13 protein-coding genes and 1 pseudogene are annotated in these 12,816 nt (G+C 62.0%); 9 read left to right on the top strand and 5 right to left on the bottom strand.

All coding sequences use genetic code 11. The annotated features are described in order from the left end of the window. A partial coding sequence (locus A6A05_RS21940) for a hypothetical protein (RefSeq protein WP_245644351.1) occupies window positions 1-221 on the top strand: 221 nt, incomplete at its 5' end. Between the two features lie 18 nt (window positions 222-239). Here the strand turns inward: A6A05_RS21940 and A6A05_RS17470 are convergent. Continuing rightward, window positions 240-2,390, bottom strand: coding sequence for a heavy metal translocating P-type ATPase (locus A6A05_RS17470; RefSeq protein ID WP_068504067.1), 2,151 nt, complete (start codon window positions 2,388-2,390; stop codon window positions 240-242). Window positions 2,391-2,648: 258 nt separating this feature from the next. Between A6A05_RS17470 and A6A05_RS17465 the strand changes: the two genes are divergently transcribed. Next, entirely contained in the window at window positions 2,649-3,056 is a 408-nt protein-coding gene (locus A6A05_RS17465) for a MerR family transcriptional regulator (protein WP_068504065.1), read from the top strand. A gap of 136 nt (window positions 3,057-3,192) precedes the next feature. Beyond that, window positions 3,193-3,777, top strand: a complete 585-nt coding sequence (locus tag A6A05_RS20370; protein WP_425411949.1) for a recombinase family protein — start codon at window positions 3,193-3,195, stop codon at window positions 3,775-3,777. Here the strand turns inward: A6A05_RS20370 and A6A05_RS22160 are convergent. The 4 genes and pseudogenes from A6A05_RS22160 to A6A05_RS17455 form a co-directional block, all read right to left on the bottom strand. Next, window positions 3,722-3,913, bottom strand: a pseudogene (locus A6A05_RS22160) (transposase); the annotation flags it as partial. The gene A6A05_RS20370 and the pseudogene A6A05_RS22160 overlap by 56 nt on opposite strands. Beyond that, entirely contained in the window at window positions 3,844-4,098 is a 255-nt protein-coding gene (locus A6A05_RS22155; RefSeq protein WP_281193619.1) for a hypothetical protein, read from the bottom strand. The gene A6A05_RS22155 and the pseudogene A6A05_RS22160, both read right to left, overlap by 70 nt. 19 nt (window positions 4,099-4,117) lie before the next feature. After that, on the bottom strand, window positions 4,118-4,792 hold the full coding sequence (locus A6A05_RS22150) for a transposase (protein ID WP_281193621.1): 675 nt from the start codon (window positions 4,790-4,792) through the stop codon (window positions 4,118-4,120). Window positions 4,793-4,890: 98 nt separating this feature from the next. Then, entirely contained in the window at window positions 4,891-6,081 is a 1,191-nt protein-coding gene (locus A6A05_RS17455; protein WP_068504063.1) for a GGDEF domain-containing protein, read from the bottom strand. Window positions 6,082-6,326: 245 nt separating this feature from the next. Between A6A05_RS17455 and A6A05_RS17450 the strand changes: the two genes are divergently transcribed. Genes A6A05_RS17450 through A6A05_RS21045 form a run of 6 tightly spaced genes read left to right on the top strand, consistent with a single transcriptional unit; the run spans window position 6,327 to window position 12,664 of the window. Further along, window positions 6,327-7,184 (top strand): oxygen-binding di-iron domain-containing protein, encoded by an 858-nt coding sequence (locus A6A05_RS17450; RefSeq protein ID WP_068504061.1) that lies wholly within the window; start codon window positions 6,327-6,329, stop codon window positions 7,182-7,184. Window positions 7,185-7,193: 9 nt separating this feature from the next. After that, a complete protein-coding gene (locus A6A05_RS17445; protein WP_068504059.1) occupies window positions 7,194-7,937 on the top strand; it encodes a diguanylate cyclase in 744 nt (247 codons plus the stop codon). Next, a complete protein-coding gene (locus tag A6A05_RS17435) occupies window positions 7,934-10,990 on the top strand; it encodes a PAS domain S-box protein (protein ID WP_082911043.1) in 3,057 nt (1,018 codons plus the stop codon). Before A6A05_RS17445 ends, A6A05_RS17435 begins: the two co-directional genes overlap by 4 nt. Then, complete coding sequence (locus A6A05_RS17430; RefSeq protein WP_068504053.1) at window positions 10,974-12,038, top strand: HD-GYP domain-containing protein; 1,065 nt, start codon at window positions 10,974-10,976, stop codon at window positions 12,036-12,038. Before A6A05_RS17435 ends, A6A05_RS17430 begins: the two co-directional genes overlap by 17 nt. Window positions 12,039-12,096: 58 nt before the next feature. Next, window positions 12,097-12,492, top strand: coding sequence for a response regulator (locus A6A05_RS17425; RefSeq protein WP_068504051.1), 396 nt, complete (start codon window positions 12,097-12,099; stop codon window positions 12,490-12,492). A 34-nt stretch (window positions 12,493-12,526) separates the two neighbouring features. After that, a complete protein-coding gene (locus A6A05_RS21045) occupies window positions 12,527-12,664 on the top strand; it encodes a hypothetical protein (protein WP_156521127.1) in 138 nt (45 codons plus the stop codon). Window positions 12,665-12,816: the final 152 nt, after the last annotated feature.

The following is a 12,816-nucleotide window of genomic DNA, read 5'->3' as shown; positions in this document are numbered from 1 at the left end:
CCGCCACCACCAACGCCAATCAGGCTGGCAGAATCTCAGAGCAAGGGCCGCTCGAACAGGCGGCCGTCACCGGGGGGATACGATTATCGCGACCAGTCGAACCCTTTTGGTCGGGACGCCCGATGATCAAACCCGACATCCCCTGCCACCGCGCGTCGTCCAACACCAGGCCAGATTGGGAATGGTGGCTGTATTGCCATGACGGCAGATTGTTTACGTGAATTATCCGCTCTCTACCCCTAGGCAACCTCCTGCTGCAAGGCTTTAGTCTGCATGGGCAATCCCATGCTTTCATCGGTTCTCGGAGTAGCTGTCGCCTTCAGCAAGCGCAATCCATTGAAGGCCACCAGAAGGGCCGCCCCCATATCCGCCGCGATGGCTCCCCACAGGGTCGCGATGTCCAAAACGGCCAGGACCATGAACACCGCCTTCAGGGTGATGGCGAAACCAATATTCTGGCGGATGACCGTCATCATCCGGCGGGAATGGCCGATCAGCCAGGCCAGCCGGGTCAGATCGTCGGACATCAGCGCCAGATCAGAGGTTTCGATGGCGGTATCGGTTCCGGCGGCCCCCATGGCGATGCCCAGGGACGACCGGGCCATGGCGGGGGCGTCGTTGACGCCGTCGCCCACCATGGCGACGGTCCCGAATTCCCGGGCCAGATCATCCACCGCCTCGCTCTTGTCCTCGGGCAGCAGTTCAGCCAGGACGAGATCAAAGCCCAGGGCGGCGGCCACCCGCTCGCCGGTGGCCGCGTTATCTCCGGTCAGCATGATCAGTTTGCCCACCCCGGCTCGGCGCAGCGCTGCCAGCGCCGTCGCGGCTTCCGGACGAATGGGATCGGACAGGGTGATCAGCCCGCACACCCCGGTGGCATCCCCCACCGCCACCACCGACCGCCCCCCTTCCGCCAAGGCCAGGGCCGCCTCGCGCACGGCAGGCGTCTCGGCGCCCCGCTCCACCGCATAACGATGGGAACCCAGCCACACCGTTTCGCCGTCGATGACTCCGCAAATCCCCTTGCCGGGCAGAGACTGGACGGATTCAGCCGGGGGCGGAGCAATGCCCCCGGCTGCGGCGTGATCGAGGATGGCACGGCCAAGGGGGTGGGTGCTGCGCGCCTCCAGCGCCGCAGCAAGACGCAAGATACGGCCCTCGTCGCCGCCGTCTAACGCCATCACCCGTTCGACACCGGGGCGGCCCGAGGTCACGGTTCCCGTCTTGTCGAAGGCGATGGCGGATAGCCGCGACGCCGTTTCAAGATATTCCCCGCCCTTGACCAGCACTCCGGCCCGCGCCGCCGAAGCCATGGCGGCCACCACCGTCAGCGGCGTCGAGATCACCAGGGCACAGGGGCATGAAATGACCAGCAACACCAAGGAGCGGTAGATCCACTCGGACCAGTCCAGACCGAGTACCAGCGGCGGCAGCACTGCCACCGCCACGGCACCGGCCAGGATGACGGGGGTATAGATCGCGGCGAAGCGATCGACCCAGCGCTCCACCTTGGATCGCTTGCCCTGGGCCTCCTCCACCAGCCGGGCCACCTTGGCCAGGGTGGTTTCACCGGCCGGTTTGAGGTTTTGCACCTCCAAGACGCCGTCGGCATTGATCGTGCCCGCGAAAACCTCCGTGCCAACGCCTTTCAGCACCGGCACGCTTTCCCCGGTGATCGGCGCCTGATCCACCATGCTTTCGCCCACCAGGACGCGGCCGTCCAGGGGAATGCGTTCACCCGGCAGCACAACGAAGACGGCCCCCACGGCTACATCCTCTGGCGCCGCCAGGGATTCGGCTCCGTCGGCTCCCTTTACCCGCGCCATGGGCGGGGTGAGGTCCATCAACGAGGCGATGGCCCGGCGGGCGCGCTCAGCGCTCCAACTTTCCAGCGCCAGGGACAGCGCGAACAGAGCCGAAACGGTGGCCGCCTCCATCCAGTCCCCCAGTGCCATGGCGCCGAAGACCGCCACGCTCATCAACAAATTCATGTCCGGCCGCAGCGAGCGAATGGCATGCAGCGCCTTGGGCAGCACCATCCACAACCCCACCGCCACGGCCACGGCCTCGGCGATCTGGGCGGGGAGCGGCACTTGGACCGCTTGGTCGAGGATCAGCCCCAGCAGCGCGGCGCCGCCACTGAGCCCCGCCAGAACCGCCTGAAGCAACCGGCGCGAGGAATTGGCCTTGTCGCGCTCGGCCACGCTGGTGCATTCCCATGGCTCCGCCCCCATTCCCGTGCGTAAAACGGCGGCGATCACCGCATCGCCGTCAATGTCCGCCGGGACGGTCATCTTGCCATTGAGCAGATCGAAGCTCAGGCGCTCGTCACCCCCGGCCAGCGGGCCGACGGCTGCTTTCAGGGTCCGCACCTCCTCGACGCAGCACATGCCGGTGATGCGGAAGGCCCGGGACTTACCCGGCCGAGGCGGTTGGAGCGCCGCAGTGGGGAGAACGGCGGGGAGGACCGGAAGAAGAACGGGGGGAAGAACCGATGACGCGCCCCCGCCGCAACATTTGCTGGTGCAGCAAGATTTGGCTTCCGACATGACCCGAACTCCTTTGACGCGGCCCGTGATCGCGCTGGACAATCACCTCATTCAAGTGGAGCATGGACCCTGGAGCCACTACAGAGTCAACGGAAAATCATGACGCTTCAGCCCTTCAATATCGGCGGCCTCAGCAGGCAGACCGGCGTCAACATCGAAACCATCCGCTATTACGAGAAGATCGGGCTGCTGCCGCCCCCGGCACGGAGCCAGGGCGGCTTTCGTCAATATGAGGACCGCCATCTTCAACGGCTCCGCTTCATTCGCCGGGGCCGCGATCTGGGATTTTCCATCGATTCCATCCGTGCCCTGCTGACTCTGGCCGAACGGCCCGATTCCCCGTGCGAAGGCGCCGATCAGATGGTTCTCCTCCATCTTGACGAGGTGGAACGCAAAATCGCCGACCTCACCCTTTTGCGAGCCGAATTGCGGAAGATGAAGAATTGCTGCGGACGGGTGGTCGCCCAATGCCAGATCATCGGCTCGCTGGTAGCCCCTCGTGAATGACTGGGTTGGGTCATAAGGAGCCCTTGCTTGCGGCTCGCGGCTACCTGACGGAAAACACATGTTTTCCGTTAGGTCTCCCTGCTCGAGGGTAAATCGTTCTGTGACGCCCTAATTCCGCACGACAAACCATGCCGCAATGATAGACTGCACGGAAACATCCTGTTCGGGGATTTCCGTTCATGCTGGTCGGCTACATGCGCGTTTCCTCCGACAGCGACCGTCAGACACGGGGTTGCAGCGCGATGCGCTGATCGCCGCTGGCGTTGACGCCCGCCACCTGTTCGAGGACAAGGCATCAGGCGCACGCGATGATCGTCCCGGCCTCAAAAGTTGCCTCGATTTTCTGAAATCCGGCGACACCCTGATTGTTTGGAAGCTCGACCGCCTCGGTCGTTCGCTGCCTCATCTGCTCGACATCGTCGCCGGATTGCGTGATGGCGGCATCGCGTTCCGGTCTCTGACGGAGGGGATGGACACCAACACGCCGCATGGGGAGCTTCTGTTCCACTTCTTCTGCGCACTTGCCCAATACGAGCGGGCCTTGACCCGCGAACGAGTTCAGGCCGGACTTGCCGCCGCCCGCCGGCGTGGCCGTCGTGGTGGCCGTCCAGGCTCCACAGCAGCCAATAGGCCCCGGCATGGAGAAACAGGCGGAACTGGTTGGCGGTGGCCTCATGACAGGAGGTGCGGTCGGCGGCCAGATGGGTCTTCCAGGATTTGATGTGGTTCTCGGCCCGGCCGCGCCGGCAGTAGATCCCCTGGTACAGGGAGCGGCCATCGCCGCCCGTCAGGTTGGTGACGATGAAGCGGGTGTCGGTGCCGTCTGGCCCGGCCTCGACGCGGGCGGCGATGCGCTCGACCCGGCTCCAACTGGCGGCGCCGTCGAGGAATTCCTTGAAGGGGCGCACCTTGCCGCCGTCCGGCGCCTGGTCGAACCGCGCCTTCGTGCGGCCTCCAGGGCGAGGATATGGGCGCGCAGGATCGAGGTTGGCGCCACGCCGAGGATGTAATCGACGCCCTCGGCCCGGCACCAATCCAGCACCTCCGGGGTGCAATAATGGCTATCGGCCCGCAGCAGGATGGATGTCTGGGGCAGTTAGCGCGGATGGCGCGGAGCAGACGGCGCAGGAAGGCGCGGATTTCCACGCCCTTGGGCCGTTGGGCCGCTTGGCCGGGCGCAGCACGGCGGTAACGAAACGGCCTTCGCAGTCGAACACCACGATGGGCTGGAAGCCGTATTCGTCATGATGGGCGTTGAACAGCCGAAGCTGCTGGCCGCCATCGACGGCGTCGAAGGTGTCGTCGATGTCGAGCGTGATTCGCTTCGGCACCTGCCGGAACGAGGCGCAGTAAAGGTCGGCCATGGTCCGGCCCATGCGCAGCAGCGCCCGATTGTCCGGCAGGTTCTCCAGCCGCGAGATGGTCGACTGCGAGCACAAGCTGCGGCCCGACGGCGCCTGATCCAGCGCCATCTTGAACACCGGATCGCGCCGCAATCCGGTGGCGTCGTTGCCGTCTTCATACCCGGCGGCGATCATCAGCAGCCGGAACCGGATGATCTCGGCCAGTCCGTGGACCGTTTGCCCCGGCGCCCGCGGATCGTCCAGGCAGGCGGCCAACCGCTCGGCCACGCCAAGGCGGCTCTCGATCTCGCGCAGCGCCAGCACCCCGGCATCCGAGGAAAGCTCGCCGCGGTCGAGCCGGCCCACAACGGCCTTGCCGGAGACGGGTGACAGGCCGGGCAGCGGTAGCGTAGGGTCAACAATGGCGGGTGTGGCCTCCGGGAGCGGCAGGATCAGGCTTCGACAACCAAATCCTAAATCCGTTCAACGGCTTACGTTACACCCGCCAACCGGCGTGCATTTTCCGGGTTAGGAACGATCACCTCATCCGCGCCCATCATGCCACGGGCCTTGCCGCTCGTCTTGGCCTGATACATGCGGGAATCGGCCAGTTCGATTAGTGCGGGCCAGTCTTGGGCGCCGTCGGCGATGCGTTCGGCGACGCCGATGCTGGCCGTAACCGGCTGGCCGTCTGGACGGGTACCCAGCCACTCATTCACGATGCGCTGGATGGCGATCCGCTGGCCTTCGGGAGAGGCGCTGCCCAAGATTACCACGAACTCCTCGCCGCCCCAGCGGATGATGGCGTCCGAGTTGCGTAGCAGACGGGTAAGGTTGGTGACCGCGTTCTTGAGCACCCAGTCCCCAGCCTCATGACCATGGGCATCATTCACACTCTTGAAGTTGTCAAGATCGATGAAGGCCACGGCGAAAGGAGCGTCCTGCTGGCATGACAGTCGGAACTGCGAGTCGATGATCTCGTTGCCGCTGTGGCGGGTGAAGACCTTGGTGAGCGGATCGTGGCTGGCGCGCTGGAGTAGGATGATCATGTAGTGAAGTTGGATCATGCTCTCCAGAAGATAGACTCCCAAGATCATGCCCAGCACCCACATGGTGGACAGCTGACCGACCCAGTCAATCCCGTTGGCCAGCATCGGGCCGAGCGTCGCCGCCACCATCACGGGCAGTGCGTAAGCCAGTCCTTCGGCCACGGTCAGGGGCATCACCCCCAGACCGGCGATGATGATGATTGGCAGGGCGGCATAGAGGCGCGCATCCATTGCGGCGGCACCCTCAAGTGCCAACCCAGCCAGCGAGAATTGCGCTGCCAGAAAAAGTGACAATGGCAACGCCAACAGTACCGTCAGCAAGGATAAGGCCCGCTTCAGCGTCACCCCGCGATGGGCTGCGACGGCAAGGAAGATGAACACGAGCGAAGCAACCAACCTCAACCCGGCCAGCCAGCCCCAGCTTGGCCAAGGCAACACCAGTCGGTCGAGGGCGATCCATGCCAATGTCAGAGCCGAAAAGGCGCCAGCAACCACCCTTATACGTGAGGCAATGGTTTCGGCGCGGTGGCGGGTTAGGTAAGGCAGGTGTCGAGATGAAATGATCAACTGCCCGATATGGGCGAAGCCGATGTTGCGGATTATGGAGGAAAGGCGATGACGGAGATTGATCATACGTACAGCCTACATTGACCTGGGATTATGGTCAAATGGCACGGACGCAGCGCCGGGGCCAACCTGCTGAACCTGACCACACCGGCCCTTGGTGATTGCGTCGCTCCGGTTATTGACAGGTTCCATCTGCGGTGATGATTCGCTCTCCCCTGCCATAGATGACTAGGATATAACTTATAGTGTCATGGCCGACACGCCATCTGGCGTCGCTACGGTTGCCACAGTCAAAGGGGGGCGGTGACGCCATGGGCATTCTGGATCAGAACATCGACTATGATCGGCCGGTCAAGTTGGCTGACGGCATTTTCTGGGTTGGGTTCGCCGATCTGGAAGGCCGCTTGCAGTGCAACCCCTATCTGATCGTCGATGGCGATGAGGCCATTCTGATCGACGGCGGTTCGCGCCCGGATTTCAGCACCGTGATGCGCAAGGTCTTGCAGACCGGGGTGTCACCCAAACAGATCAGCCACCTGATCTATCAGCATTACGACCCCGATCTGTGTGGCTCGATCCCCAATTTGGAAAGTCTCATCGATTCAGCCGACTTGAGGATTATCTCCCATGCCGAGAATAATCCGTTCATCCGGCACTATTCCGTCCGTTCTGAACTCATGTGCATCGATGGCCTGGAGCGGAAACTGACCCTGCGCTCGGGCCGGACGCTGCGGTTCTTCCGCACCCCCTACGCCCATTCGGCAGGAAGCTTCATCACCTATGACGAGACCAGCGGCATCCTGTTCACCAGCGATCTGTTCGGCAGTTCCGGCGCCTTCAGCGACTGGCGGCTGTTCGCTGATTTCGACCACAAATGCTTGGCCTGCGAGGCCGCGTGGCCGGAGCGTCCTGACGAACCCTGCGAGGACATAGGCACCCCCTGCCCATGGAGCGGCATGCATTATTTTCATCGCAAGGTCATGCCGGGCAACCGGCATCTCCGCCATGCCATGGCCGTGATCAAGTCCATCGGCGCGACCATGGTGGCTCCCCAGCACGGTTCCATCCTGTATCGGGTCGAGGACATCGACGCGGCCATCGAACGGCTACAGGGCATGGAAGATATCGGCATCGACGGCATCGCCGATGCGGCCTTGGTTTCGGGCTGAGGAACGGTCATGCCCAAGCTGGACGGAATTGACTTCAAGATCGAGTCTGCCATTGGCCACTCGGTCGGCGCGCTGGTTTCCAAGGTGCTGGAGCAACAGGCACAGCTGGCCGACCAGCGGATTAACCAGACCCTGCTGACCGAGCTGGTGGAGCAGTTCGTGCAGTCGGAACGGGAGTTGGCCGAGGCCCACGCCACGGTTCTGGCCATGTCGCGCACCGACGGCCTGACCGGCATCGCCAACCGCCGCTGGTTCGACGAGTCATTGGCTACGGAACTAGCCCGCGCCATCCGGTCGAAGACCCGGATCGGCCTGTTGCTGATGGACATCGACTGCTTTAAGCTGTTCAACGACAATTACGGCCACTCCGCTGGAGACGACTGTCTGCGGGCGGTAGCCCAAGCGGTGCAGGCCATCGTCAAGCGCCCGCCCGATCTGACCGCCCGCTATGGCGGCGAGGAACTGGTCTGCATCCTGCCCGACACCGATGCCGAGGGGGTGGAGAGGGTGGGCAATGCCATCCTTGATGCCGTTCGTAGCTTGGCCATTCCGCATGCCTTTTCCAAAGCCATCGACATTGTCACGCTGAGTAGCGGCGGCGTTTCAATCATCCCCGAGGAGGGGATGACGCCCAAGCAAGTGATCGAGGCGGCGGATGCCATGCTGTACATCTCCAAGGAGGCAGGCCGCAATCGTCTGACCATTGCCCCTGTACCTCCCCCCCCCCCACCCGTGATTGAGGGCGCGCCATGACAGAGGCGGCGGCGGCAAACGACAAACCGGTTCGTTCTATGGCCTCTCCGATGTCATTGCGTCGCCTCGTCAGTCTGAGGGTGGCCATTGCAACCGCCCTGAGTTGTGCCCTTTTGCTGACCGTCGTTACTCAGGTCATCAAATATCGGCTGTATGGCGATGCCACGGAAAGAGTACGTGCCGCTGCCGTATCAGCCAGCAATCATTTGGATGACGAGATGTATGACCGCTTCCGCGACATGCGAAGCGCCAGCGAACTCCTGTCCGGTCAAACAATAGAGGATAGCGACTGGGACAGGATCATCGATCAACTCCATCGGGCTTATCCCGACTATTCGTGGATTGCCTTGGTTGCTCCGGACGGCAAGGTGCGTAGCGCCAATCACGGCCTGCTGGTGGGCGAGTCGGTGGTAGCCCGCCCGTGGTTCGCACCGGCGTTGAAAGGCCCCTATGTCGGAGATGTCCATGAGGCCGCCCTGCTGAGCAAACTACTGGGGCCGGATGCCGATGGAAAGGCGTTGCGCTTTGTCGACTTCGGTTTTCCCCTCCACAACCGGGCCGGAGAGATAATCGGAGTGCTGGCGGCTCACCTCAACTGGTCGTGGGCCAAGGGTGTGCTGGCCCCCTATGAGGCATCACCCATCCAAGGGGCGTTGCAGGATTTAATGATCCTCGACAAAAAAGGGATCGTTCTGCACGGCCCGGATCACCTCCGTGGTATAAAATACGATGTCCCATTGTCGAGCGATGGTGTCCTCGGCGGCGAGGACTTCGAGGGGCGGGTCTATGCGGTGGCCCCAACCAAAGGACTTCACGACTATCGCGGTCTGGGATGGAGCGTGGTGATCCGCGCTCCCGATATCGCCATCTATGGTTTGGCAAACGCACTTCGGAATTCCATCCTGTGGGCAGGCATCCCGGTTACGTTCATTTTACTGTTCACCGCCTTGCTGATTAGCCGTCGGATTGCATCCCCCATCGAGACATTGACCAAGGCGGTGGTTGCCAATGCGCCAATCCCACCCATTGGAGACTATCGGGAGGCCATGGAACTGGCCATGGCATTCGAGACCCTTTTGGATGGTTTGCGCCATAACCAAGAAAAGATCGAGGCAGAGGTGGCTGCGCGGACAAATGAGTTGGGCGATTTCCTAAGGGTGATGGATGCCCACGCCATCGTCAGCATGGCCGATGGCGACGGTGCCATTACCTATGCCAATGACCACTTCTGCGAGGTCACCGGGTATGACCGCGAGGAATTGCTGGGGCACAATCACCGCATGGTCCAGTCGGGGCGGCACGATAAGGCCTTCTATGACGACATGTGGTCGACCATTCTCCAAGGTGGCGTCTGGCAGGGCACCATCTGCAACCGGACCAAGGACGGAAGCGAATACTGGGTCCGCAGTACCATTGCCCCTACCAGTGATGAAGCGTCTCAGCATCGCTTCATCTCCATCCGCACCGACATCACCGACGTGATCAACGACCGCGAACGGCTGGAAGCTCTATCCCGGGAACTGGGGTTGTTCAGGAAGATCATCGAAAGCACCTCCGAGGCGGTAACCGTTGCCGATCCTGATGAGCGGGTTATTTACTCCAATCCCGCGCGGGAGCTACTGTACGGGCGATCGGCTACTGATATGCTCGGTGACGGAATGCTCGACGCGGTTCCACCTTCAGCCAAACATCTCGTCAACACCATCCGCAAGGGTATTGCCGCCGGCGCCGGGTGGCAGGGACAACTGCCCATTCGGCGCGCCGACGGCACCACCTTCATCTCCGCCAGCAATATTGGCGTGGTGACCGATGCCGAGGGCCACGTCCAGTATGCCTTCAACATCTTCCACGACTTCACCCCCGAACTGGCCCGGCGGATGGAGCTGGACAACGCCCGCCATGCCGCCGAAGCCGCCAACCGGACGAAGTCGGAATTCCTGTCCAGCATGAGCCACGAACTGCGGACACCGCTGAATGCGGTGCTGGGCTTCGCCGAGGTTCTGCTGGCGGCAACCGACAATTCCCTGACCGACAAACAACGGGGCTATGTCGGCTATATCCTGTCCGGCGGCGCTCATCTGCTGGAACTCATCAACGAGGTGCTTGATCTGGCTCGGATCGAGGCCGGCGGCGTGATGCTGGAGGTGACGACGATCCAACTGCGGTCGGTGATTGACGAGTGCCTGTCGCTGTCCAACACCATCTTTGCCAAGTATGATGTCGCACCGGTGGATGAAACCACCGACTGCAATGCCTTGGTGCTGGCCGATCCGTTGCGCGCCAAGCAACTGATCCTCAACCTGCTGTCCAACGCCGCCAAGTACAATCGCCGGGGGGGCACGGTCACCGTCTCCTGCGAGAACGTCGAGAGTGGGTTCCATCGGCTGACCATCGCCGATACCGGCAACGGCATTCCGGATCGTAAACAGGATCAGTTGTTCAAGGCCTTCAGCCGGTTGGGCGCCGAGGCCACCGAGATCGAGGGCACCGGCATCGGACTTGTCCTCACCAAGACCCTGATCGAATCCATGGGCGGCCGTATCGGCTTTTCCAGCGTGGTCGGCGAGGGTAGCCGCTTCTGGCTGGACTTCCCGCTGAGCGCCGACAGCGTACAAGCCCCCACCATTGCTACCGAAGACACCTCGGCACTGCATTACTGCATCGAGGATCGCCTCGTGCTCTACATCGAGGACAATGCCGCCAATATCAGCCTGATGGAAGCTCTCTTCCACCAACTCGCCCCCATGCGGCTGATCACCGCCACCAATGCGGAAGACGGACTGGTTCTGGCGGAAAGCAACCAGCCGGATGTGATCCTGCTCGATATCAATCTCCCCGGCATGAACGGTTTCGACGCGGTCGCGCGTCTCAAGGAGAAAGAGGCAACCCGCCACATCCCCGTGGTGGGCTTCAGCGCCAACGCCAACGGCGAGACCACAAAAAGGGCGCTGGCCAGCGGCTTTGGTGATTACCTCACCAAGCCGATCAAGTTGTCAGCACTTCTTCGCTCCTTGAGCCGCATGATGGAGGCCAAGCATGCCGGTCACGAATGACGATCTTCGCGCTTCCTCCATCCTGATTGTCGATGACGAGCCCGCCAATGTGGCGTTACTGGAAGCCACGCTCGCAAGGGAGGGCTATGCCAATCTGGTTTCCACCGGTGATCCCCGCCAAGTTAAGGAGCTTTGCCGGACACACGATTTCGACATCATCCTACTCGATATCCGTATGCCCCATATGAGCGGCATCGAGGTGATGGAGAGGCTCGCCGCGAAACTGGTGGACGGCGACTGGTTGCCGGTGCTGGTGCTGACCGCCCAGACCGATGACGAGACCCGCATGAAGGCGCTGACCGCCGGGGCGCGGGACTTCGTCAACAAGCCGTTCAAGCGGTGGGAGGTGTTGCTACGTATCCGCAACCTGCTGGAGACGCGCCACTTCTATAAACGCCAGCGGGTCCGGGCCGACGAGTTGGAGAAGATCGTCCGCGAACGCACCAAGGAGGTGCGCGAGACCCAATTGCAGATCATCGAGCGCCTTGGCCGCGCCGGTGAATACCGCGACGAGGAAACCGGCATGCATGTGATGCGTATGAGCCGCGCCTGCCACCAACTGGCCTTGGCCGCCGGCCTCGACTCGGCCACATCGGAACTGATTCTGTACGCCACCCCCATGCACGATGTGGGCAAGATCGGCATTTCCGATCTGATCCTGCTCAAGCCTGGTCGGCTCGATCCCGAGGAACGCAAGATCATCGAGGCCCACCCCATCATCGGTGGTGATATCATCGGCGAGCACGGTTCTGAGCTGCTGACCATGGCCCGCAACGTTGCGCTGTATCATCATGAGAAATGGGACGGCACCGGCTACCCCCATGGCCTCAAGGGCGAGGAGATTCCCATTGAGGCACGCATCGCCAGCATCTGCGATGTGTTCGATGCCCTGACCTCGCCACGGCCCTACAAGGAGGCATGGCCGCTGGAGAAGGCGGTGGCCTTGTTCAAGGGGGAGACGGGCAAGCACTTTGATCCTAAGCTGGTGGAGGCTTTCCTCTCTATCCTGCCCAAGGTGGTCGCGCTGAGGGAACAGTTCAGCGGTTGAGTGAAATTGGATCCCGCCGTCGAGAGCGGCTTGGCCAGAATGCTAACGGAGAACGCACATGAACACCCAGCTAAGGCACGCCGTGATTGTCGAGGACAACGCCCCGATGAGGGAGCTGATCCATATGGTCTTGGAAGCCTGTGGAGTTTCAAACATCGTCATGGCGGCCAATGGCGCCGAGGCCATCGCCGCCCTTCAGTCCACCGGAGCTGACATCGTCTTCATGGACTGGCAGATGGAAGTCATGGATGGACTGGAGTGCACCCGTCTCATCCGGTCGGGCATCGACGGCATAGATCCCAAAACCATCATCATTCTGGTAACCGGAATGATTGGCGAGAAGAACGAGGCGACGGCCTATGCCGCAGGGGTCGATCTCTTTCTGGAGAAGCCGGTCTCCATGAAGAAGTTGCATACCGGAGTGGAAAAAGTTCTGGGACTGCAGAAAGCGTGAGAAAGAGCCACAATCCTCGTCCGATAAGGAGAAGGTGTCGAAGCTGAGCCAAAAGAACCTTTCCGACAACGTGGTCAAGTTCATGGTCGACCGGTCGCTGAAGGATGCCGGCAAGCCCGCGAAATACGTCGCCGACCTCTATCCGGCGACCAAGAAGGAACGGTGGCGCTGACGTCCATGGCATCGCAGGGCTGTTCAACGCTAACGGAGTGATCGCTGGAGCGGCCTGAGGGTGAGCAAAAAAGACGATTGAACGAAACCGCTGGCGCGGTATTGGAGCCTGATGTGACGTCGAAGGCTCCCGTCTGACAGGGTTGGTTTCCC

Source organism: Magnetospirillum moscoviense, assembly GCF_001650635.1.
GTDB classification, from domain to species: Bacteria; Pseudomonadota; Alphaproteobacteria; order Rhodospirillales; family Magnetospirillaceae; genus Magnetospirillum; species Magnetospirillum moscoviense.
Note: the sequence above shows the minus strand (reverse complement) of the source record. Positions and strands in the feature narration are given on the sequence as shown.